The following is a 23,523-nucleotide window of genomic DNA, read 5'->3' as shown; positions in this document are numbered from 1 at the left end:
TACCCCATGAGCAGAATAGTAGCAATAGATTATGGAAGAAAGCGTACTGGGATAGCTGTGAGCGATACTATGCAGCTGATCGCAAACGGATTGACAACAGTGCCTACGCATGAACTTCTGAACTTTATCGGTGAATATATGGCTAAAGAACCGGTGGAGCGGATTATTATTGGATTGCCAAAGCAAATGAATAATGAGGTTTCGGAGAATATGAAGAATATAGAACCTTTTGTTCGTTCGCTTAAGAAGCGCTATCCGGACCTTCCGGTCGAATATGTGGACGAACGGTTCACTTCTGTTCTTGCGCATCGTACCATGTTGGAGGCCGGTCTGAAGAAAAAGGACCGCCAAAATAAAGCATTGGTGGATGAGATAAGTGCTACTATTATTTTGCAAACATATTTGGAGAGTAAACGTTTTTAATAGAAGATATTGAATAACTTAATTTTTAGTAGAGTATAAAAATATGATTTTACCTATTTATGTATATGGTCAGCCTGTATTGAGAAAGGTTGCAGAGGATATAACACCGGATTATCCGAACCTGAAAGAGTTGATTGAAAACATGTTTGAAACAATGGTACACGCCGATGGCGTAGGACTGGCTGCTCCGCAGATTGGTTTGCCTATTCGCGTGGTTACTATTACGTTGGATCCGCTTTCGGAGGAGTATCCTGAATTTAAAGACTTCAATAAGGCTTATATTAATCCCCACATTCTGGAAGTCGGGGGCGAAGAAGTGAACATGGAAGAGGGCTGTCTCAGTCTTCCCGGTATTCATGAAACAGTGAAAAGAGGTGATAAAATTCGCGTGAAATATATGGACGAGAATTTTGTGGAGCATGAAGAAGAGGTGGAGGGTTATCTGGCTCGGGTGATGCAGCATGAATTCGATCATTTGGATGGTAAGATGTTTATCGACCATATCTCACCGCTTCGTAAGCAGATGATTAAAGGAAAGCTGAATACGATGTTGAAGGGGAAAGCGCGCAGTTCATATAAGATGAAACAGGTGAAATAAAGATAAAAAACGTTTATATCCCTGTTAAGTAAGCGAAAAGCATTATTTTTGCTTCGTTTACAAGCATAAAATATCAATGGTAAAAAGAATCTTAACAGTTTTATTACTGTTCCCAACGCTGGTGTGTGCTCAGATAAATACGGATCGGGTGATGACTATTGCCCGAAACGCTCTTTATTTTGAGGACTATGTACTTTCTATTCAGTACTTTAACCAGGTTATTAACGCTAAACCTTATCTGTATGAGCCCTATTTCTTCAGGGCATTGGCAAAACTAAATCTGGAGGATTTTCAGGGTGCTGAAACAGACTGTGATGCAGCTATCCAACGCAATCCGTTTGTGGTGGGTGCTTATCAGATTCGTGGTTTGGCAAGGATTCGTCAGAGTAAATTTGATGGAGCGATTGAAGATTACAAGAAAGCATTGCATTATGATCCGGAGAATATTACCTTATGGCATAATCTGACATTATCTCATATCCAGAAGAAAGATTATGATGCTGCGAAAGAGGATTTGGAAAGTTTGCTGAAAGTATCTCCGCGTTATACCCGCGCTTATTTGATGAGGGGGGAAGTGTCCTTGCAACAGAAAGATACGATTGCTGCCTTGAACGACTTCAATAAGGCTCTTGAACTGGATAAATATGATCCGGACGCATGGTCTGCAAGAGCGATTGTTAAATTACAGCAGGCTAAGTATGCGGAAGCTGAAGCGGATTTCAACCGTGCTATTCCTTTGAGCGCTAAGAATGCGGGAAATTATATAAACCGTGCATTGGCACGCTTTCACCAGAATAATTTGAGAGGCGCTATGAGCGATTATGATCTGGCGTTGGATATTGATCCGAATAACTTTATCGGCCATTATAATCGTGGTTTGTTGCGTGCCCAGGTAGGAGACGACAACCGGGCTATCGAAGACTTTGATTTTGTCATCAAGATGGAGCCGGATAATATGATGGCTGTCTTTAACCGTGGATTGCTACGTGCCCAAACGGGTGATTATCGCGGGGCTATACAAGATTACACAACCGTTATCAACCAGTATCCGAACTTCCTTGCCGGATATTACCAGCGTTCGGAAGCTCGCAGAAAGATTGGCGACAAGAAAGGAGCAGAGCAGGACGAGTTTAAAGTCATGAAAGCTCAGATAGATAAGCAGAACGGTGTGACGAATAAAGATGTAGCACAGAATAAGGATAAGGAAAACGAAGAGGAAGGCGGAGAGAAGACCCGTAAGAAATCGGATAAGAATATGAATAACTATCGTAAGATAGTGATTGCCGATGATTCTGAAGCTGAACAACGCTATACAAGTGATTATCGTGGACGTGTGCAGGATAAGAACGTAAATATAAAACTGGAACCGATGTTCGCTTTGACTTATTATGAGAAGATGAGTGACGTGAAACGTTCGGTGAACTTCCACAAATATATTGAGGATTTAAACCGTACGGGTATACTTCCGAAACGTCTTCGCATCACGAATATGGAAGCTCCGTTGACGGAAGAACAGGTGAAAGTGCATTTTGCCTTGATCGATACACATACATCGGCTATTGTGGAAGATGAAAAGAATGCCTCAAAACGTTTTGCTCGTGCAATTGATTTTTATTTGGTGCAGGACTTCTCGAGTGCAGTTTCTGATTTGACTCAGACAATCTTGTTGGATGGTGATTTCTTCCCGGCATATTTTATGCGTGCATTGATTCGTTGTAAACAGTTGGAATATCAGAAAGCGGAACAAGCTGTCGAAACAGATGTTGTTCCTGGTGATAATAAGCGTAAAGAGATTACCGCGGTAGATTATGAGGTAGTCAGAAAAGATTTGGACAAGGTGATTAATCTGGCTCCGGACTTTGTATATGCATATTATAATCGTGCCAATGTTTCTGCCATGTTGAAAGATTACCGGGCTGCAATTGTCGACTATGATAAGGCGATCGAGCTGAATCCTGATTTTGCAGACGCTTACTTCAATCGTGGACTGACTCATATTTTCTTAGGAAATAATAAGCTGGGTATTTCTGATTTGAGTAAAGCCGGTGAGTTGGGGATTGTTTCTGCTTATAATGTTATCAAACGTTTTACGGATCAATCGGAATAACATTTTTTTGATAAAAAATAGAAAACTCAAAAGATTTAGTTACTTTTGCGTTCAAATTATGAAAATATAACATCATCATATTATGATAAAGATAACATTTCCCGATGGCTCCGTTCGTGAATATAACGAAGGAGTGAACGGTTTACAGATTGCTGAAAGTATCAGCTCGCGTCTGGCACAGGAAGTGCTGGCATGTGGAGTGAACGGCGAGACTTATGATTTAGGACGTCCTATTAATGAAGATGCTAATTTTGTTCTTTATAAATGGGATGATGAAGAGGGTAAACATGCGTTTTGGCATACAAGTGCACACTTGCTGGCGGAAGCTTTGCAGGAACTTTATCCGGGTATCCAGTTTGGTATCGGACCGGCTATCGAGAACGGATTCTACTATGATGTGGATCCGGGTGAAGCTGTGATTAAAGAAAGCGACCTTCCAGCCATTGAAGCTAAAATGTTGGAACTGGCTGCAAAGAAAGAAGAGGTAGTCAGAAAAAGCATCGCAAAGACAGATGCTCTGAAAATGTTTGGCGATCGTGGCGAAACATACAAATGTGAATTGATCTCCGAACTGGAAGACGGACACATTACAACTTATACTCAGGGTGCATTTACTGACCTTTGTCGTGGTCCTCACTTGATGACGACTGCTCCGATCAAGGCTATCAAGTTGACTTCAGTGGCTGGTGCTTACTGGCGTGGTCATGAAGATCGTAAGATGCTGACCCGTATTTATGGTATCACGTTCCCGAAGAAGAAAATGTTGGATGAATATCTGGTATTGCTGGAAGAAGCGAAGAAGCGTGACCACCGTAAGATCGGTAAGGAGATGCAGTTGTTTATGTTCTCCGAAACTGTAGGTAAGGGACTTCCTATGTGGTTGCCGAAAGGTACTGCATTGCGCCTGCGTCTGCAAGAGTTCTTGCGTCGTATTCAGACACGTTACGATTATCAGGAAGTAATCACTCCGCCAATTGGTAATAAATTGCTGTATGTGACTTCAGGTCACTATGCAAAATATGGTAAGGATGCATTCCAGCCTATTCATACTCCGGAAGAGGGTGAAGAGTATTTCTTGAAACCAATGAACTGCCCTCACCACTGTGAGATTTACAAGAACTTCCCACGTTCATATAAGGACCTTCCATTGCGCATTGCAGAATTTGGTACGGTTTGTCGTTATGAACAAAGTGGTGAGTTACATGGTTTAACTCGTGTACGTAGCTTTACACAGGATGATGCGCATATCTTCTGCCGTCCGGAACAAGTGAAAGATGAATTCCTTCGTGTGATGGATATCATATCTATTGTGTTCCGTTCTATGGATTTCCAGAATTTTGAAGCACAGATATCTTTGCGTGATAAAGTGAACCGTGAAAAGTACATCGGTAGCGATGATAATTGGGAAAAGGCTGAACAGGCTATTATCGAGGCTTGTGCGGAAAAAGGCTTGCCAGCTAAGATTGAGTATGGAGAAGCTGCTTTCTATGGTCCTAAACTTGACTTTATGGTGAAAGACGCTATCGGCCGTCGTTGGCAACTGGGTACGATCCAGGTTGACTACAACTTGCCGGAACGTTTTGAACTTGAATATATGGGTTCTGACAATCAGAAGCATCGCCCAGTAATGATTCACCGTGCTCCGTTCGGATCAATGGAACGTTTTGTTGCCGTACTGATTGAACATACTGCCGGTAAATTCCCATTGTGGTTGACACCGGAACAGGTCGTTATTCTGCCAATCAGTGAGAAGTTCAATGAATATGCAGAGCAGGTGAAGATGTATCTGAAGATACACGAAATCCGTGCGATTGTAGATGATCGTAACGAGAAGATCGGCCGTAAGATTCGTGATAATGAGATGAAACGTATTCCTTATATGCTGATTGTCGGCGAAAAAGAAGCAGAAAATGGAGAAGTTTCTGTTCGTAGACAAGGCGAAGGTGACAAAGGAACTATGAAATTTGAAGAATTTGCTAAAATTTTGAACGAAGAAGTTCAGAATATGATAAATAAATGGTAACTTTGCAGCCGTTTCAGAATAAAATATTTAGTATAACAATAAAAAGATCAAACTAGGAAGTAAACGTTTTTAATGAAGAATGACACTCTAAAAGGGCAATACAGAATCAATGAACAGATTCGTGCCAAGGAAGTTCGCATAGTAAGCGATGATATTGAACCGAAAGTATATCCAATCTTTCAGGCTCTGAAAATGGCTGAAGAGAGAGAATTGGATTTAGTGGAAATTTCTCCTAATGCTCAACCCCCTGTTTGTCGTATTATTGATTATTCTAAATTTCTTTATCAATTAAAGAAACGCCAGAAGGAACAGAAAGCGAAGCAGGTTAAGGTTAATGTGAAGGAAATCCGTTTCGGACCCCAGACAGACGACCATGATTACAACTTTAAGTTGAAGCATGCTAAAGGATTTTTGGAAGATGGCGATAAGGTGAAGGCTTATGTATTCTTTAAAGGTCGCTCCATCCTTTTCAAGGAGCAAGGTGAAGTGCTTTTGCTTCGTTTTGCAAATGACCTGGAAGACTACGCTAAAGTAGATCAAATGCCGATACTGGAAGGTAAGCGCATGACTATTCAGCTTTCTCCGAAAAAGAAAGAAGCTCCTAAAAAGCCGGCAACAGCTGGAGCACCGAAACCTGCTGCTCCTGCACAAAAAGCAGAGAAGCCGGAAAAGGGCGAAGAATAAGAAAAGATGCGTAACGCGCAGGTATAGTGCGTTGCCATTATATATTTAATAATTTAAAAACAAGTAAGATGCCAAAGATGAAGACTAACTCCGGTTCTAAAAAAAGGTTTACCCTTACCGGAACAGGTAAAATCAAAAGAAAGCACGCTTTTCACAGTCACATTTTGACTAAGAAAACTAAGAAGAGAAAAAGAAATCTGTGCTACTCTACAACTGTTGATACAACAAATGTAAGCCAGGTTAAGGAACTCTTAGCAATGAAGTAATCAAAAGCGTAAAAGTATTATTAAAGTATTAACCGAATGCATTAGCCTGAAGTTCGCTGCGTGAAGTAGCGGCGCTAACATTCAAAAAAAGTAAAACTATGCCAAGATCAGTAAATCATGTTGCTTCAAAAGCAAGAAGAAAGAAAATTTTGAAATTAACCAGAGGTTACTTTGGTGCAAGAAAGAATGTATGGACCGTAGCTAAAAACACTTGGGAAAAGGGTTTGACTTACGCGTTCCGTGACCGTAGAAATAAGAAAAGAAACTTCCGCGCTCTTTGGATACAACGTATCAACGCTGCTGCACGTCTTGAAGGAATGTCTTATTCTAAATTGATGGGCGGTCTGCACAAAGCCGGTATTGAAATAAACCGTAAGGTTTTGGCTGATTTAGCTATGAATCACCCGGAAGCTTTCAAAGCTGTAGTTGCAAAAGCAAAAGCTGCTTAAGCATCAATAGTTTACGAGTTACAAAGTGTCAGTTACTAAGCTAGTAACTGGCACTTTTCTTTTGTTAGGCAGATGAAAGGGAATAAAAAAAATGTTAGTTGGCAAACAAAATCCTTTTTTTTTCTTGTTAGTTTCATGTATTCTTATTACATTTGTGATACAAAAATATTAGCCGTATCGACTGGATCGGGAAACTCTTCAAATTAATCTGATGCACCGAGAAAGCTTCGTTCTTCAATGGCGGGCCACATCCTTCGGGACAGCTTTAAGCCGGTGGATTACAAAGAGGGCGAGCGCTCAAATCTTGTTCTATCAGAGTTTCATCACATCGTCGATGCGGCTTTTTTATATACTTTTCTATGATATTCTATTTCTCCGGTACAGGTAATTCTAAATGGATTGCAAATCAGCTTTCCAAAGAGCAAAAAGAAGAATTGGTTTTTATTCCCGATGCGTTAAAGGACAGAACGTTTGAGTTTTGTTTGCGGAAAGATGAAAAGATCGGTTTTGTATTTCCTGTCTATTCGTGGGCGCCTCCTGCAATCGTACTTAATTTTATTCGGCAACTCTCTTTAAAGGGGTATAAAAGACAATATTTGTTTTTTGTTTGTTCCTGTGGGGATGATACCGGGCTTACGCAGCAGGTGCTGGAGAAGGCTTTGAGTCATAAAGGCTGGAAGTGTCATGCAGGCTTTTCTGTGACTATGCCCAATAATTATGTATTGCTTCCCGGTTTTGACGTAGATAAGAAAGAACTAGAGGAGAAAAAACTGGCAGATGCTATTCCGACTGTCAATCAAATTAATGCTTCAATAAGTAGGAGGGAAGAGTTGTTTCTTTGTCATGAAGGGAGTATTCCTTTTATTAAGACGAGGATTATCAATCCTTTATTTAATCGCTTTCAGATGTCTCCCGAGAATTTTTATACTACGGATGCTTGTATTGGATGTAGGCGTTGTGAGAAGAGTTGTCCGGTAGGGAATATTATGATGATGGGCAGAAAGCCTGTTTGGGGGATGGATTGCACCTCATGCCTGGCATGTTATCATGTTTGTCCGCAGCATGCGGTGCAATATGGGAAAAGAACGAAAGATAAAGGGCAGTATTTCAATCCTAATTAATCTACTCGCCAATCAATCTACTCGTCTTTGATTTTAATGCAGCAATTGGATAAATCTTCAATGATAGCTAGGCTTTCTACTCTGACGCCTTGCTCCTCAAGTTTTTTACGCCCATTTTGGAAGGCTTTTTCAATAATGAATCCCATTCCTACCAAATTTGCTCCGGATTGCTTGATGAGGTCGATAATGCCTAATGCGGCATTGCCATACGCGAGGAAGTCATCCACGAAAAGAACATTGTCATTTGGAGTGAGGAAATCGGCACTGATAACGACTTCATAATCACGATCTTTGGTGAATGAGTGCACAGTGGTGCTTAGTGCATTCTGAATGGTTTTAGGAGACTTTTTCTTTGCAAATACAACTGGTAAATCCATCAGGTAGCCTGTCATGATAGCCGGGGCGATGCCGCTGGCTTCGATTGTCATAATCTTATTTACGTTTGTGGCTGCAAAACGACGGACAAACTCGACTCCGATTGATTTCATCAGGACAGGATCCATTTGATGATTAATAAAACCGTCTACTTTCAGGATACCTCCTTCGTAGCATTTTCCGTCTTGCAGAATTCTTTTTTTAAGTAATTGCATGCTGTATGATATTAATTAATAATGTGCTAATATTCCATCCCGCATGGTGAAAACGGCGGTTGGTATATTAGCACATGGATATTTGAATCGTTACTTGTTGTCTCTTAAGTCTTTCACCCGGACGGCTTTTCCTTCGCTTTGAGGGAGAGAGCCTTTCTTTACCAGTTTAACTTTAGGAGTCACCAATATTTCATCCTTCAATTGGCGGGTAATATCCTTGCGGATCTTCTCCAGTTCAATATAATTGTCGGTAGAAAGGTCGCTTAATTCTACTTCGACGATCATTTCGTCTTGGTTGTTGACAGTTTCCAGCGTAATCAGGTAGTTGCTGCCTAATTCGGGGAATTGTACGAGAATCTTTTCTACCTGCATCGGGAAGATGTTTACTCCCTTGATAATGAACATGTCATCACTGCGGCCTTTGATACGGTCGATACGGATATGGGTACGGCCACATGGGCATTTTCCGGGAAGAATACGGGTTAAATCGCGGGTACGATAGCGAATTAACGGCATCATTTCACGATCGAGAGTCGTAAGTACTAATTCTCCGATTTCTCCTTCCGGAACAGGTTCGCCTGTTTCCGGATCGATAATTTCTACCAGGTAACAGTCTTCCCAGAAGTGCATTCCATTTTGTTCCTGACATTCGAAGGCAACACCGGGGCCGTTCATCTCTGTCATACCGAAGCTGTTGTATGCTTTTACACCCAGCATCTTTTCTATTTTCCGGCGTTGTTCGTCGGTGTGGGGTTCGGCACCGATAACCAGGGTTTTCAGTGTGGTTCCTTTGGGATCGAGACCTTCTTCCTGGAAGACTTCTGCAAGGCGGATGGCATAGCTGGGGATAGCATGTAAAGCGGTAGTCTTAAAGTCGTTGATGAATTTAATCTGTCGTTTACTGTTTCCTGCAGCGGCAGGGACTGTCAGGCAGCCCAAGCGTTCTGCACCGTATTGGAAGCCTAAGCCTCCTGTAAACATACCGTATCCGGAGCTGTTTTGGAAAACGTCAGTCTTGCGTATTCCTACTGCGTACAGACAGCGGGCTACCAGGTTGGCCCAGGAATCGAGGTCGTGTTGTGAGTGAACAATAACAGTCGGGTTTCCGGTGGTACCACTGGAAGAGTGAATACGTACACCATCATTGCTCATATCACCTGCCACCAGTCCGAACGGGTAGTGGGCGCGCATGTCAGACTTGGTAGTGAAAGGTACTTTGCGGATATCATCCAATGACTGTATGCTATCTGCTGTGATGCCATGTTTGCTGAAAACGTCTTTGTAATATGGAGCGTTCGCAGCTATATTAATTGTTTTTTTAAGCCGTTGAAGCTGCAATTCCTGCAACTTCTCCCGGCTCATGGTTTCTAATTCTTCTTCCCAGTATTGTGTACTCATGGTAATGCCTTTTATTGCATTAGCTTTTCCGCAATTTCTTTGCCGGCTGCCAATGCTTTAAGATTCATTTCTACAATTGCTTCTCCCTTGCGTAGGAAGATTTCACGGATGCTGTCTTGCACTTTTTCGTAATCAATGCCCAGGAATGGGATTGTTGCTCCCAGTAAGACAATGTTGGCAACGCGGGCGGAGCCTACTTCTTTTGCCACTTTGTCTACGTTCAATACTATCTTATGAGGCAGTTTGTTGATTTCTGCCATCACTTTGTCTGTTTCCGGATAATTGGGGATGTTGACAAACGGAGTTTCGTTAGTCACCAACCAGCCGGTAGGGCTAAGGTAGGGGAGGTAACGCAATCCTTCCATCGGTTCCAATGAGATGATGAGATCACATTTGCCTGACGGGATCAGGTCTGAAGCAATCGGCTGGTCGCTGATACGGAGATTGGATTGGACATCTCCTCCGCGTTGACTCATTCCGTGCACTTCCGCTTGTTTCATGTATAATCCTTCTTTCAAGGCAGCTTTGCCGATTACTGTGGCAATGGACAGAATTCCCTGTCCACCGACTCCTGATAATATAATGTCTTTTTTCATGGCTTACTTACTTCTTTTTTTGCGTGCTAATGTCTGGATACACTCTCTGCGTGGGATAATTACAGATACACCACGATATTCTATTTCTTCGCGAATGATTTGCTTCATCTCCTCATAGTTCTTCTTCAATGGAGTAACTACACGGATATGGGCCGGATCTACTCCGATACCTGCACAGATCGCTTCGATGCGTCCGGTTCCGGCAGAATCCTGTCCACCTGTCATGGCGGTAGTTTCATTGTCGGAGATGACGATAGTTACACTGGCGTTCTCGTTCACACAATCTAACAGTCCGGTCATTCCGGAATGGGTGAACGTTGAATCGCCGATGACAGCTACGGCCGGGAAAAGACCTCCGTCAGCGGCACCTTTTGCCATCGTGATGGAAGCACCCATATCCACACATGAGTTGATTGCATTGAAAGGAGCATTTGCGCCTAATGTGTAACAGCCGATATCGCTGAATACTTTATGGGATGGATATTCTTCTTTCAGAACTTCGGTCAGCGTGATATACATATCGCGGTGTCCGCAGCCTTCGCAAAGTGCAGGCGGGCGCATTTCTACAACAGAAGGAATACCGAATTCCGATTTATTCTCTTTGCCTACGGCACGGGCTACAGAGTCCGGATTTAATTCTCCGTCCTGTGACAGAGTACCGTCGAGGCGTCCTTTTACTTTAACGCCGATACCCAGATAGCCTTTCAATTGTTTTTCTACAAAGGGTTGTCCGTCTTCCAGAACTAGGATTTCGTCACAAGACTCGATCAATTGATGCAATTGTTTTTTAGGCAATGGATATTGGCCGATCTTGAGTACCGGATATTCGCAACCTTCCGGATAGTTTTCCATCAGATAATTGTAACCGATACCACAAGCTACGATTCCCAGCTTTTTGTTAGGACCGTCTGTGTATTTATTATAAGGTGATTCTTCTGAAGCTTTGATAAATTCGTCTTGGCGGGCAAGCAATACTTTGTAGCGTTTGCGGGCATTTCCCGGCAACAAGATGAACTGACGCGGATCTTCGCTGAAAGAGATGCTGTTCTGCGGCTTTTGCTCTTTGCGTTCTACTCCTGAACGGGAGTGTGCCAGGCGGGTTACCATACGCATCAGGATCGGTTCGCCTAGCTTTTCAGAGAATTCGAAGCCACTGTATACCATATCATACGCTTCCTGCTGATTGCTTGGTTCGTACATCGGTATCAGTGAGAAATCTCCGTAGAAACGGCTGTCCTGTTCGTTCTGCGAGGAGTGCATACTGGGATCGTCTGCGGCTATCACAATCAATCCGCCTTTCACGCCTGTGATGGCAGAGTTGACGAAACAGTCGGCAGCTACATTCATACCTACGTGCTTCATGCAAACTAATGCCCGTTTACCTACGAAAGACATACCCAACGCAGCTTCCATCGCTGTTTTTTCATTGGCACACCAACGGTTGTGTATATTCTGTTCGGTCGTTATAGGGGCCATTTGAATATATTCCGTAATTTCAGTTGAAGGAGTACCCGGATAGGCATAAACGCCTGAAAGTCCGGCATCCAGTGCAGCTTGTGCAATGGCTTCATCGCCAAGTAAGAGTTGCTTGCTCATATCTATTTCTTTTATTTAGTGTTGATCACAGTTTGTTAATCTATCGGGCAAAGATAGGCTTTTCCGTTCGTTTTATCACAAATTTACTTGAAAATCTTTCTTTCATTCAGGGCTTTCCAGTATTTTCTTGCATTTGCCATGTGGTCGGCGTAATTGGAGGCAAAGTTGTGAGTTCCGGAAAAATCTTCTTTGGCACACATGTAGATATAGTTATGTTTGGTATAGTTCAACACGCTATCTATTCCCTTTTTAGAGGGAATACGGATGGGACCCGGAGGTAATCCGGTATTTATATAGGTATTATAGGGAGAATTGACTTTTAAATGCTCGTTGGTAATTCGGCGCAGGCCAAAATCCTGCAGGGCAAATTTGATAGTGGGATCTGCTTGTAAGGGCATATCTTGGTGTAACCGGTTGATATACAATCCGGCTACCATTGGCTTTTCTTCGTTGTTGTTGGTTTCTTCTTCAACGATGGAAGCAAGTGTGCTGACTTCTTCCGGTGTCATGCCGATGGCGGTAGCTTGTGACAGGCGATCTTTATTCCAAAATCGTTCGTGTTCGTCCTTCATTCGTTTGAAGAATTCGTCTACGCTCATGTCCCAATATACCTGATAGGTTTCCGGTATGAAAAGGCTGGGGAGTGTTATGTTGGTATATCCCATTTGAGCTTGGAAAGTAGAGTCGAACAGTTGGCTCGCGATTTCGGCAGAGTCTATCATGAGTTGCTTGCCGATGCTTCGCGCCAATCGGTCTAATGTCCGGACGCTTCCGATAGTAAGGTTCATAGGCTCCTGATAACCTCTGGAAAAACGGCTATATACATGATAAACATTGTCATTGGGGCGAATGGCGTAACGACCGGTATGGATATTCTGATCGAAATCCTTGTATTTTGCCATCCACTGGAATCCGGTGAACTTATTGACATGCCCGAATTCTTTTATTTTATGGTAAATAGAATCGGCAGTATCATCCCGGTCTACATAAATATATACGGTTTTAGATGAGTGAAATTGGGGGGCAAACAGATAATAATAAAAGGTGCCTCCGGCAACTGCACAAAGGAGGAATGCTCCGATTAGAATTGATAGTAGAATATTTCTCTTTTTTTTCTTCATCTTTTGAGGTGTATTTAAAAAGTTCGTCAAAGATAAAAAGAATTTGGATAGGAGTGTTCTCTTTTTAGGATGAATCATAAGGCGATTACATTAAAAGTATATTTTCTTTCGGTGCGATTGTAAATTCATTCTTTCACGTTACGTCTGCCTTGCTTGATTTATTCAGTTGCTTATTGTGCTGCTTGGCATTCATTGCAATTATCTTTTTGTTTCCAGCGTAGTCCCATTATTCCCATATATTGTGGGACTATTTTCCTGCAATATATGGGAATATTTTCTCATAAAATAAGAGAATACTTTCCCACAATATGTGGGAATAAGACAATCTCTTGACGTTACAATGTGAAACCTTGAGAGTAATACAACAACTCCCTTTTATTGAAGTGAGAGTCTGTTTGTAACTAGAATGCCATTGGCACAGGGAAATGAATTCATTTCAGAGAAACGAGTTTTGCTACTTAATTAGGCCACAGGGAGTAATTAATATCTGCTTCTATTTTGTTTTCTATCTCATCGGGCAGAGGTGCGAAGAAATCCATGTTAGTCAGGTTCTCGATGCTATCTATTGTTACCGCATAGGATGATAGAGGTTCTACTGCCTGCTCATTATTGAATAAGAAACCGATAGCTCGCATCGGCTTGACAAAAGGAGAAAGGACTACTTTAAAAAACTTTTGAGGTACTACGACTTTATTCTTTCCGATTGTTTTGGGATATTTTTCAATAATAGGACCACATATAATAATGATGGCGCTGTCTGCTATGGCCCAATCCCGGATCTTTTCTTCCAGATTTTTCCATCCTCTTCTGTTTAGTTGTGGATGTTGCGGACACATATTGCTGAAATAAAATGATTCTTTCATGGCTTCAGGACTCCATTTCATATCTGCTGCGGGAGCCATATGACCTTTGTCATATCCTGAACGGGTATAGTCGGCATTTGTGGCAATCGGACCTGTCACTAGTGGATCGGCAATAAAACGATTACCTCTTTTTTCTTTTCCTTTGGTTTCTTCCCTGGTTAATTCGTAAGAAACCCAGTTGGGAATTTTTAAATCTTTGTTGTATGATACCGTATATCCGCTATGCCGGATGATTTGTTCTTGCCGGGGAACTAGTGATATAGGTGTCTCCAGATCTTTGCCGGGTGGAATCTGAAAGGAAGTATCAGTTTGCGGTTCGTTATTTTTCTGGATATTAATCTGCTGGCAATACAAATAAACACCAAAAAGAATAGGAATGAGCACAATAATGGCGATGATACATCCTAATCTATTATTAGAATGTGATTTCTTTTTGAATAGTTTTCTGTTTTTACCTTTTTTATTTCGATTCATTGATTGGCTGGTGATGACAGGTTTGTTTTATTCTTCTTTTCTCATGCTGAATTCGCAACCGCAATATTGTTGGTTGTAAAAGTTGTATTCTTTAATGATGGCAATACGTCGCTCGCTAAGTCCCCCTTTCCGCCAATTCTGTTCCCAGTACGTAACATCCGGGTAAGAGGCGGTAGCATATTGTCCGGCTTCATTGATCTGCTCCAGACTTTTCCAACGGCTGGAGGCAAGTGTCGTGGTAATTACAGAGAAACCATGTTCGTGTGCGTAACGGGCTGTCTCCAATAAACGCAGTTTAAAACAACGCAGGCAACGTCCTCCTCTTTCAGGTTCCTGCTCCATTCCTATTATGTGACATCGCCAGTTTTCATGATCGTAATCAGCATCTATAATCTCCAATCCCAATGATTGGGCATAGCGCGTACATTCTTCTTTTCTTATAATATACTCTTCCTGCGGATAAATATTAGGATTGCAATAATAAATAACGGGGGTGATATGATGTTGCATCATACATTCAATAATGGCTGATGAACAAGGAGCACAACAAGTATGAAGCAAGACTTTATCGGCTCCTCCCGGAACTTCGAGTTGGAATTTCTTTTTCATGCTGTAAAGTTAGTACATATTTACGATACGAGTCAATGGTTTATGTTTTATTCAGAATAGTTTTTTTAGTATCTTTGTCCACTCAAGTTTATAACAGAACAATAATGGATGAATTAAATTGCGGGCAAGAAGAGCAATATGCAAGCCCGGAGAAGAAAAAAAGTACCTCGAAAATTGTAAAGAGAACTTTAGTTGTGGCTGCATTAGCTTTGGCGGTATATGTTGTATATTCCGTAGTTTATTTATTTGTTTCGCCTGATCGTAATATTCAGCAAATCTATCTGGTTCCCGAAGATGCTGCGTTTATCATTCAATCATCGGCCCCGATTGAAGATTGGGAAAAGTTTAGTGGAAGTGAAACATGGCAATGTCTGAAGAAAGCGAAATCTTTCGAGGAAGTAACGGAGAGTGTAGAGAAGCTCGATTCAGTAGTCAAAAGCAATAAAGTGTTGTTGTCGCTTGTTGGTGAACGGGATATGCTTATTTCGCTTCACAAGACCCGTGCCACAAAGTGGGATTTTCTGCTGATTCTGGATATGCAGAAAACATCGAAAATGGATTTATTGAAAGACCAGGTGGAAACTGTATTGGTCATGAGTGGCTTTACTGTCACCAACCGGATGCATAACGGCATTAATATCCTTGAAATGCGTGATCCCGAAACAAGGGATATTTTCTATATTGCTTTTGTGGATAATCATTTGGTAGGATCTTATACGTCCGGGCTTGTCGAATCGGCTATTGATTCGCGTAATAAACCCAAAATCGGACTCGACCAGTCTTTTATTGAAACGGAGAAGTTGGTTTCCGGCAAGGGGCTTGTCAGAGTCTTTATTAATTATGCGCGCGTACCTCAATTCATGTCTATTTATCTGGGGGCAAGAAACGAATACATTGATCTGTTTAGCAATTCTATGAATTTTGCCGGACTTTACCTAAATACGGATAAGGAGCGGATGGAAGTGAAAGGGTATACGTTGAGAAAAGATTCTGCCGATCCTTATGTCACTGCTTTATTGAATTCGGGAAAACATAAAATGAAAGCGCATGAGATTCTGTCCGGGCGGACGGCTCTTTATACCAATATAGGTTTCAACAACCCGGTAACTTTTGTAAAAGAGCTGGAGAATGCGATGTCGGTTCATAATAAACAATTGTATGATTCTTATCAAAGTTCCCGGAAAAAGATTGAAGGGCTATTCGGGATCTCTTTGGAAGAAAACTTTTTGAGTTGGATGTCGGGAGAATTTGCTATTACGCAATCCGAACCGGGGTTGTTGGGGCATGACCCAGAACTAATTCTGGCTATCAGAGCTAAAAGTATAAAAGATGCCCGTAAGAACATGGAATTAATAGAAAAGAAGATTAAGCGGCGCAGTCCGGTTAAGATAAAGACGGTCAATTATAAAGATTTCGAGATTAATTACGTCGAAATGAAAGGCTTTTTCCGACTGTTCTTTGGAAAACTATTTGATAAATTTGAAAAGCCATATTATACTTATGTCGATGATTATGTAGTTTTTAGTAATAAGGCTGCGTCTTTGCTCTCTTTTGTGGAAGATTACGAGCAGAAGAATTTATTGAAAAATAATCCGGGATTTGAAAATGCGCTTTCCTATTTAAAGTCAAGTTCTACCATTTTCTTATATACGGATGTGCACAAGTTTTATTCCCAACTGAAACCTATGATGAATCCTGCCACATGGAATGAAATACAATCCAATAAAGATATTCTGTATTCGTTTCCTTACTGGACTATGCAGGTTATAGGAGATGGACGGTCAGCTTCTTTGCAATATGTGATGGATTACAGTCCATATCAACCGGAGGAGGTTGTTGCCATTGCTGCCGATGAAGATGATGAGGAAATGAACGAAGATGCTGAAACTGAAAAAGAACAGATGAGCGAATTGAAGCGTTTCTATGTCGAAAAGTTTGAAGGAAACGTTTTGAGGGAGTTTTATCCGGAGGGAGCGTTGAAGAGTGAAGTGGAAGTAAAGGAAGGAAAACGTCACGGTCGTTACCGTGAATATTATGAAGATGGGACATTGAAGCTTCGTGGAAAGTATGCAAATAATAAACCGAAGGGTACATGGAAGTACTATACCGAGGACGGAAAATTTGAGCGCAAAGAAAAGTTCTAGATTACGTCAACAAAAGTTGATTTAAAAATTATGCTCAAAAAATAATCGGATTCTTTTTGTTTTCTCAAATAAAGCTGTAATTTTGCACGCCGTAAACGAGAGACAAACGCCGCTATAGCTCAGTTGGTAGAGCAACGCATTCGTAACGCGTAGGTCGCCAGTTCAAGTCTGGCTAGCGGCTCTCAAACTAGAACGCTGATTATTAATTAATAATCAGCGTTCTAGTTTTTACAGGATTCCCTATTCTTATTTTAAAAGGGAAATCCTGCGTATGTAATAGATGTGAAATATAAAAATGTAATCTATGTTGAGTCGTATTATTGTTTTAGTGGTTGCCGGAGTAGCCGTAGTCTATATCGTTCGCTTTATAGATAACTTTTTCTCCCAGCGTAGAAGATAAAACTAGCTTTCAAACATTCTGCTGCGTGCGAGCATACAAGCACCAACGATGCCGGCTTTGTCTTTCAGCTTAGATGTGATGATGGCTGAATCTTTATTAACCAGATTTAGAGAGTACTTGCGTACGGCTGTTTTTATGGGCTGGGTGATATAATCACCGGTTAAAGATAAAGTTCCACCTATAATAACCAGTTCCGGGTTGAAGATATTGATTAGCCCGGCAATCTGTTTGCCTAGTTTCTGCCCGATTTCTTCTACAATTTCAATGCAAAGCAGGTCTTCTTTATTCACAGCGGCAATGATCTCATCAAGAGTGATCGGATTTTCCTCTGTGGCGATTCGTGTAGATAGAATGGAACTTTCCCCACTTTGAATACGCTCTAATAAGATACGATGAAGTGCCGATCCGGAAGCTTCCGTCTCCAAGCAACCTTTTTTTCCGCAATGGCAGATTATCTCATTATCATAAGCACTCATGTGTCCAAATTCACCGGAGAATCCGGATTTTCCGGTATAAATCTTACCATCAATAATAATTCCGATACCTACTCCCCAGCTTACATTTACAAAAATGATATCCTTTTCTCCTTTCACGCAGCCTTGCATGTATTCGCCATAAGTCATGGCGCGTGTGTCATTATCAATGGTTACTTTATATCCCAATTTTTCGGATAATACATCCGCCAACGGCCTTTCCTCAAAATTGAATTGACTGAAGCTATACCCTGATTCAGGATTTACACGTCCCGACACATTTACATTGATATTTAAGATCTTCTCTTTATTAATAGTGAGCTTCTTTATAAAATTGAGAATATGCTTGCATAACTCATTCATCCCTTCGATTGAGTTCTCAAACTTATAAGGTATATTCATTTTCAATTCTACCATATCGCCTTTGAAATTTATCAGTCCGATATTGACAGCGAATCTTTTGATGTCTACACCCAAAAAGTAACCGGATTCCGGATTAAGCCCATAGAGGTTGGGATGGCGTCCGCCACTAGTCTCCAATTTGCCATAATCATTAATATATCCGTCATCACACATTTCACCGATAAATTTGGTGACGGTTGGTACACTTAAATCCAGTTCTTTTGAAAGATCGGGAATTGTGGAACTTCCATTATATATATAATGTGTAATAATCCTCTTTTTGACGAGAGCGCTTTTAGAGCCCTTTTCTATTTCTTTCAAGAATTGTTGGTTCATAACTATGTATATTTGGTAATTCACACAAAGATAATTAATTTTTTTATTAATACGTGGTTTTGAGGCCTTGAAAATTAGAATGTCTTGAATGTTCTATTCCCTATATACTATGTAATGGATTTATATATAGGATAATGTAGCTATGGATGATTGTGGATATAATAAATGAAAGAAGACGATTTGTGAGGTAATTCCCCCTTCTATTAATTAATAATGCAAGAAATAATGATTTTATTAATAAAATATTTTATTATCTATTGTTTATTTAATAAATATAGCTATATTTGTGCCGTGATATTATTAATAAAACTCTATATCCTTAAATGAATTTAGTATGAGAAACTATTTTTTAGGTCTGTGTTTATTATTTGCTTTGTGTTTTACAGCATGCTCTCATTCGGATGATTCTGTTGATGTGCTAATTATTGGTGGAGGTGCCAGTGGAGTGACTGCTGGTATTCAGTCTGCTCGAATGGGGGCTGCAACATTGATAGTAGAAGAAACAGAATGGCTGGGTGGAATGCTTACATCTGCAGGTGTAAGTGCTGTTGACGGAAACTATGATTTACCGGCAGGTTTGTTTGGTGAGTTTCGCGAACATTTGGCAGATTATTATGGTGGACTTGATTCTCTAAAAACCGGTTGGGTGAGTGCAGTGTTGTTTGAACCTTCAGTCGGAAATAAAATTTTCCATGAAATGGTTGACGCGGAGAAAAATCTAAAAGTATGGCATAATGCTACCTTGGTAAAGCTGGAAAGAGAGAAAGATGTTTGGATTGCTCAAATTCAGATGAAAGATAATACAATCAAAAAAATACATGCTAAAATATTGATTGATGGTACTGAATTGGGGGATATAGCAAAAATGTGCGGGGTGAAATATGATGTCGGTATGGAAAGCCGTCATGATACAAAAGAAGATATCGCTCCGGAAGAGAAAAATAATATAGTTCAGGATATTACATACGTAGCAATCTTGAAAGATTATGGTAAAGATGTGACTATTCCTTGTCCTGAAGGATATAATAAGGATGAATTTGCTTGTGCTTGTGCCAGTCATGTTTGTATCACGCCTAAAGAACCGGATCGTGTATGGTCTAAAGACATGATGATAACTTATGGAAAACTTCCTAATAATAAATACATGATTAATTGGCCGATAGAAGGCAATGATTATTATGTAAACTTGATTGAAATGACCCGTGAGGAACGTGAAGAAGCCTTGAAATATGCAAAACATTATACGATGTGTTTCGTTTATTTTCTGCAACATGAATTAGGTTTTAATACATTGGGCTTGGCTGACGATGAATATCCTACAGCCGACAAATTGCCATTTATTCCTTACCATAGAGAGTCTAGGAGAATCCATGGGCTAGTACGTTTTGATTTAAATCATGCTTGTGAACCGTTCAGGCAGTCTCAACCTCTTTATCGTACTTGTATTGCCGTGGGGAATTATCCTGTGGACCATCATCATACGCGTTATCATGGATATGAAGAGTTGCCTAATCTTTATTTTCATCCGATACCGTCATACGGTTTACCTTTAGGAACTTTGATTCCGAAAGATGTTGAAGGATTGATTGTTGCTGAAAAATCAATATCTGTTTCTAATATAATTAATGGTACCACTCGTTTGCAGCCGATGGTTATGCAGATCGGGCAGGCAGCGGGAGCATTGGCAGCTCTTGCGGTGAAAGAAGGTAAAAACATAAGAGAAGTATCTGTTCGGGAAGTACAAAATGCGATTTTGGATGGAAAAGGATATTTATTGCCTTATTTAGATGTTGAGTTAGATCACCCAATGTTTAAGTCACTACAACGTATCGGCTCTACAGGTATATTAAAAGGTATAGGTAAAAGTGTTGACTGGTCAAATCAAATGTGGTTCAGAGCGGATACATTATTATTGGCAAATGAGTTGAAAGGATTGGGTGATGTTTATCCTTTTGTCAATAAGCAAGTATTCGAAGGTAATAATACCATATCAATTCAGAAAGCTACAGAGCTAATAGGAGAGATTGCAGAAAAAGAAGGTATTGAGATGAAAGAGGGTAGGGTAGAAGAGATATGGAATGAATTTGAATTGAAGGACTTTGATATGAATCGAGACATCCTACGAAGTGAAATGGCAATTTTGATTGATCAGATATTAGATCCTTTCAATAATAAAAAAGTAGATATTACAGGACAATATATTCAATAGGTAATAATAATATAAGTGTTAACTGCTGTTTTAATTAAACTAATATGAAAACATTAGATCGAAGAGACTTTCTAAAAAAAGCCACATTGGCTGGCGCGTCAGCCTTGACTGTACCAACTTTGTTTGAATCTTGTACTTCAAAAGCTAGTGCCAGTACAGTAGTGGCAACTGATGGTTTGGAAAGTAAACTCATTGTTCCTAAAAACAATGGCTTAAAAATTACCGGAACTTTTTTGGATGAAATATCACATGATATTCCACATCAGAACTGGGGTGAGAAAGAATGGGACTTGGATTTTCAGCACATGAAAAATATAGGAATTGATACGGTAATAATGATCCGTTCTGGTTATCGTAAGTTTGTCACTTTTCCTTCTCCTTATTTATTGAAGAAAGGTTGTTATATGCCTTCTGTTGACTTGGTGGATATGTTTTTACGTTTAGCTGAAAAGTATGGAATGAAATTCTATTTTGGACTATACGATTCGGGTAAATACTGGGACACAGGGGATATGACCTGGGAAGTGGAAGATAACAAATATGTAATTGATGAAGTTTGGGAAAATTATGGTTCCAAGTATAAAAGTTTTGGAGGATGGTATATCAGTGGTGAAATAAGCCGGGCAACGAAAGGGGCGATTGGTGCTTTCCATGCATTAGGAAAACAATGTAAGGATATATCTAATGGATTACCGACTTTTATATCGCCTTGGATTGATGGCAAAAAAGCAATCATGGGAACGACAAAAATGACTAAAGAAGATGCCGTTTCTGTACAACAACACGAAAAAGAATGGGATGAAATTTTTGATGGAATTCATGATGTGGTAGATGCATGTGCATTTCAAGATGGGCATATTGATTATGACGAATTGGATGCGTTCTTTTCTGTCAATAAAAAATTAGCAGACAAGTATGGTATGCAATGTTGGACAAATGCCGAATCTTTTGACCGTGATATGCCAATTCGTTTTCTACCCATTAAGTTTGATAAACTTCGGATGAAGTTGGAAGCAGCCAAACGTGCCGGATATGATAAGGCTATTACTTTTGAATTTTCTCATTTTATGAGTCCACAATCAGCCTACCTGCAAGCAGGTCATTTATATGACAGATATAAAGAATATTTTGAAATAAAATAAATGTTATGAAGTCTACAATCAATTTTGGTTATCTTATATTCCTTTCTGTTGTGGCAGCATTGGGAGGCTTTTTGTTCGGATATGATACCGCAGTTATATCGGGAACAATTGCCCAAGTGACTCAACTTTTTCAATTAGATGCACTGCAACAGGGATGGTATGTAGGATGTGCTTTAGTAGGCTCTATCGTAGGTGTTCTTTTTGCTGGAATCTTAAGCGATAAGTTAGGAAGAAAACTTACGATGGTTATTTCAGCCGTATTGTTCTCTACATCAGCTTTGGGGTGTGCACTATCTGCCGATTTTACTCAATTGGTGATCTATCGGATAATAGGTGGAGTAGGGATAGGGGTTGTTTCCATTGTTTCTCCTCTTTATATATCTGAAGTAGCCGTGGCACAGTATAGAGGACGCCTAGTGTCATTGTATCAGTTGGCTGTAACAGTCGGTTTCTTAGGAGCTTATTTAGTTAACTATCAATTATTGGCATGGGCGGAGAGTGGTACGCAATTGAGTGTGGATTGGTTGAATAAAGTATTTATAACTGAAGTATGGAGAGGTATGTTGGGTATGGAAACATTGCCAGCAATCTTATTCTTCATAATCATATTCTTTATTCCGGAAAGTCCTCGCTGGTTAATCGTGCGTGGAAAGGAATTGAAGGCTGTAAATATATTAGAAAAAATATATAATTCAATTACAGAAGCGAAAAGTCAATTAAAAGAAACGAAATCTGTACTGACCTCTGAAACGAGATCGGAATGGTCGTTATTAATGAAGCCTGGAATCTTCAAAGCTGTTATTATCGGTGTTTGTATTGCCATTTTAGGGCAATTTATGGGAGTGAATGCAGTGCTCTATTACGGCCCTTCTATTTTTGAAAATGCAGGACTTTCAGGTGGCGATTCTCTTTTTTACCAAGTTCTGGTAGGACTAGTCAATACTTTGACCACGGTTCTGGCTCTTGTCATCATCGATAAGGTGGGCCGCAAGAAGCTGGTTTATTATGGAGTTTCGGGTATGGTTGTTTCTCTGGTCCTTATCGGTCTTTACTTCCTCTTCGGAGATTCCCTGGGAGTATCCAGCCTCTTCCTGCTCATTTTCTTCCTGTTCTATGTATTCTGCTGTGCCGTATCCATCTGTGCCGTGGTGTTCGTACTCCTCTCGGAAATGTATCCCACCAAGGTTCGCGGACTAGCCATGTCGATAGCAGGATTTGCTCTGTGGATCGGAACGTACCTGATCGGACAGTTAACCCCCTGGATGCTCCAGAACCTTACCCCCGCCGGAACATTCTTCCTGTTTGCCGTTATGTGCGTACCGTATATGCTGATTGTCTGGAAACTCGTGCCGGAGACCACCGGGAAGTCGCTGGAGGAGATTGAAAGATACTGGACCCGTTCGGAATAAATATAAAATAGACCTTATAATTAATAAATTTACAACTAGACAGTAGGAATAGTTAGAGATGTTTTTTGTATGGCCATTCAATAAACGTTA

At 40.6% G+C, this 23,523-nt stretch carries 20 protein-coding genes and 1 tRNA gene; 13 read left to right on the top strand and 8 right to left on the bottom strand.

All coding sequences use genetic code 11. The annotated features are described in order from the left end of the window. Window positions 1–6 precede the first annotated feature (6 nt). The 8 genes from ruvX to HMPREF9009_RS18995 all read left to right on the top strand — a co-directional run bounded on the left by ruvX (window position 7) and on the right by HMPREF9009_RS18995 (window position 7,671). Entirely contained in the window at window positions 7–423 is a 417-nt protein-coding gene (ruvX, locus tag HMPREF9009_RS19030) for a Holliday junction resolvase RuvX (protein ID WP_008021987.1), read from the top strand. Between the two features lie 43 nt (window positions 424–466). Then, entirely contained in the window at window positions 467–1,021 is a 555-nt protein-coding gene (gene def / locus HMPREF9009_RS19025; RefSeq protein ID WP_004313245.1) for a peptide deformylase, read from the top strand. A gap of 76 nt (window positions 1,022–1,097) precedes the next feature. After that, window positions 1,098–3,128: a tetratricopeptide repeat protein gene (locus tag HMPREF9009_RS19020; protein ID WP_049702998.1), complete on the top strand. Its 2,031-nt coding sequence runs from the start codon at window positions 1,098–1,100 to the stop codon at window positions 3,126–3,128. Window positions 3,129–3,210: 82 nt separating this feature from the next. Continuing rightward, window positions 3,211–5,151: a threonine--tRNA ligase gene (gene thrS / locus HMPREF9009_RS19015; RefSeq protein WP_004311453.1), complete on the top strand. Its 1,941-nt coding sequence runs from the start codon at window positions 3,211–3,213 to the stop codon at window positions 5,149–5,151. 72 nt (window positions 5,152–5,223) lie between these two features. Beyond that, window positions 5,224–5,835, top strand: a complete 612-nt coding sequence (gene infC, locus HMPREF9009_RS19010; protein WP_049702997.1) for a translation initiation factor IF-3 — start codon at window positions 5,224–5,226, stop codon at window positions 5,833–5,835. Window positions 5,836–5,903: 68 nt separating this feature from the next. Further along, window positions 5,904–6,101, top strand: coding sequence for a 50S ribosomal protein L35 (gene rpmI, locus HMPREF9009_RS19005; protein ID WP_004326827.1), 198 nt, complete (start codon window positions 5,904–5,906; stop codon window positions 6,099–6,101). Window positions 6,102–6,199: 98 nt separating this feature from the next. Then, entirely contained in the window at window positions 6,200–6,550 is a 351-nt protein-coding gene (rplT, locus tag HMPREF9009_RS19000) for a 50S ribosomal protein L20 (RefSeq protein WP_004297540.1), read from the top strand. 359 nt (window positions 6,551–6,909) lie between these two features. Next, window positions 6,910–7,671 (top strand): EFR1 family ferrodoxin, encoded by a 762-nt coding sequence (locus tag HMPREF9009_RS18995; protein ID WP_049702996.1) that lies wholly within the window; start codon window positions 6,910–6,912, stop codon window positions 7,669–7,671. Between the two features lie 17 nt (window positions 7,672–7,688). Here the strand turns inward: HMPREF9009_RS18995 and xpt are convergent, their stop codons facing one another. The 7 genes from xpt to HMPREF9009_RS18960 form a co-directional block, all read right to left on the bottom strand. Beyond that, window positions 7,689–8,261: a xanthine phosphoribosyltransferase gene (gene xpt / locus HMPREF9009_RS18990; RefSeq protein WP_004311456.1), complete on the bottom strand. Its 573-nt coding sequence runs from the start codon at window positions 8,259–8,261 to the stop codon at window positions 7,689–7,691. 90 nt (window positions 8,262–8,351) lie between these two features. Next, window positions 8,352–9,659 carry a phenylacetate--CoA ligase gene (locus tag HMPREF9009_RS18985; RefSeq protein WP_004311457.1) on the bottom strand — a complete coding sequence of 436 codons (1,308 nt, stop codon included), beginning with the start codon at window positions 9,657–9,659 and terminating at the stop codon, window positions 8,352–8,354. A gap of 11 nt (window positions 9,660–9,670) precedes the next feature. After that, a complete protein-coding gene (locus tag HMPREF9009_RS18980; protein WP_004311458.1) occupies window positions 9,671–10,255 on the bottom strand; it encodes an indolepyruvate oxidoreductase subunit beta in 585 nt (194 codons plus the stop codon). A gap of 3 nt (window positions 10,256–10,258) precedes the next feature. Beyond that, window positions 10,259–11,851 (bottom strand): thiamine pyrophosphate-dependent enzyme, encoded by a 1,593-nt coding sequence (locus tag HMPREF9009_RS18975; protein ID WP_004313250.1) that lies wholly within the window; start codon window positions 11,849–11,851, stop codon window positions 10,259–10,261. Window positions 11,852–11,934: 83 nt separating this feature from the next. Continuing rightward, entirely contained in the window at window positions 11,935–12,972 is a 1,038-nt protein-coding gene (gene mltG, locus HMPREF9009_RS18970; protein ID WP_049702995.1) for an endolytic transglycosylase MltG, read from the bottom strand. 458 nt (window positions 12,973–13,430) lie between these two features. Next, entirely contained in the window at window positions 13,431–14,309 is an 879-nt protein-coding gene (locus tag HMPREF9009_RS18965) for a DNA/RNA non-specific endonuclease (protein WP_049702994.1), read from the bottom strand. 27 nt (window positions 14,310–14,336) lie between these two features. Then, window positions 14,337–14,918, bottom strand: coding sequence for an epoxyqueuosine reductase QueH (locus HMPREF9009_RS18960; protein ID WP_008022000.1), 582 nt, complete (start codon window positions 14,916–14,918; stop codon window positions 14,337–14,339). A 104-nt stretch (window positions 14,919–15,022) separates the two neighbouring features. Here HMPREF9009_RS18960 and HMPREF9009_RS18955 point away from each other — a divergent pair, with 104 nt between their 5' ends. Further along, window positions 15,023–17,062, top strand: a complete 2,040-nt coding sequence (locus HMPREF9009_RS18955) for a DUF3352 domain-containing protein (protein ID WP_049702993.1) — start codon at window positions 15,023–15,025, stop codon at window positions 17,060–17,062. Window positions 17,063–17,170: 108 nt separating this feature from the next. Next, a tRNA-Thr gene (locus tag HMPREF9009_RS18950) sits at window positions 17,171–17,243 on the top strand. A gap of 221 nt (window positions 17,244–17,464) precedes the next feature. Here HMPREF9009_RS18950 and HMPREF9009_RS18945 read toward each other — a convergent pair. Then, window positions 17,465–18,673 carry an ROK family transcriptional regulator gene (locus tag HMPREF9009_RS18945; protein ID WP_004307234.1) on the bottom strand — a complete coding sequence of 403 codons (1,209 nt, stop codon included), beginning with the start codon at window positions 18,671–18,673 and terminating at the stop codon, window positions 17,465–17,467. Window positions 18,674–19,007: 334 nt separating this feature from the next. Between HMPREF9009_RS18945 and HMPREF9009_RS18940 the strand changes: the two genes are divergently transcribed. The 3 genes from HMPREF9009_RS18940 to HMPREF9009_RS18930 are packed head-to-tail and all read left to right on the top strand — an operon-like array spanning window position 19,008 to window position 23,433. After that, window positions 19,008–20,882 (top strand): FAD-dependent oxidoreductase, encoded by a 1,875-nt coding sequence (locus tag HMPREF9009_RS18940; protein WP_049702992.1) that lies wholly within the window; start codon window positions 19,008–19,010, stop codon window positions 20,880–20,882. A 44-nt stretch (window positions 20,883–20,926) separates the two neighbouring features. Beyond that, window positions 20,927–22,024 carry a DUF4434 domain-containing protein gene (locus tag HMPREF9009_RS18935; protein WP_008644125.1) on the top strand — a complete coding sequence of 366 codons (1,098 nt, stop codon included), beginning with the start codon at window positions 20,927–20,929 and terminating at the stop codon, window positions 22,022–22,024. A 5-nt stretch (window positions 22,025–22,029) separates the two neighbouring features. Further along, window positions 22,030–23,433 carry a sugar porter family MFS transporter gene (locus HMPREF9009_RS18930; protein ID WP_049702991.1) on the top strand — a complete coding sequence of 468 codons (1,404 nt, stop codon included), beginning with the start codon at window positions 22,030–22,032 and terminating at the stop codon, window positions 23,431–23,433. The last annotated feature ends 90 nt before the right edge of the window (window positions 23,434–23,523 follow it).

This window comes from Bacteroides sp. 3_1_13, assembly GCF_001185845.1.
GTDB classification, from domain to species: domain Bacteria; phylum Bacteroidota; class Bacteroidia; order Bacteroidales; family Bacteroidaceae; genus Bacteroides; species Bacteroides xylanisolvens.
The sequence above is the reverse complement of the archived record's forward strand: the minus strand, read 5'-3'. Positions and strand labels throughout refer to the sequence as shown.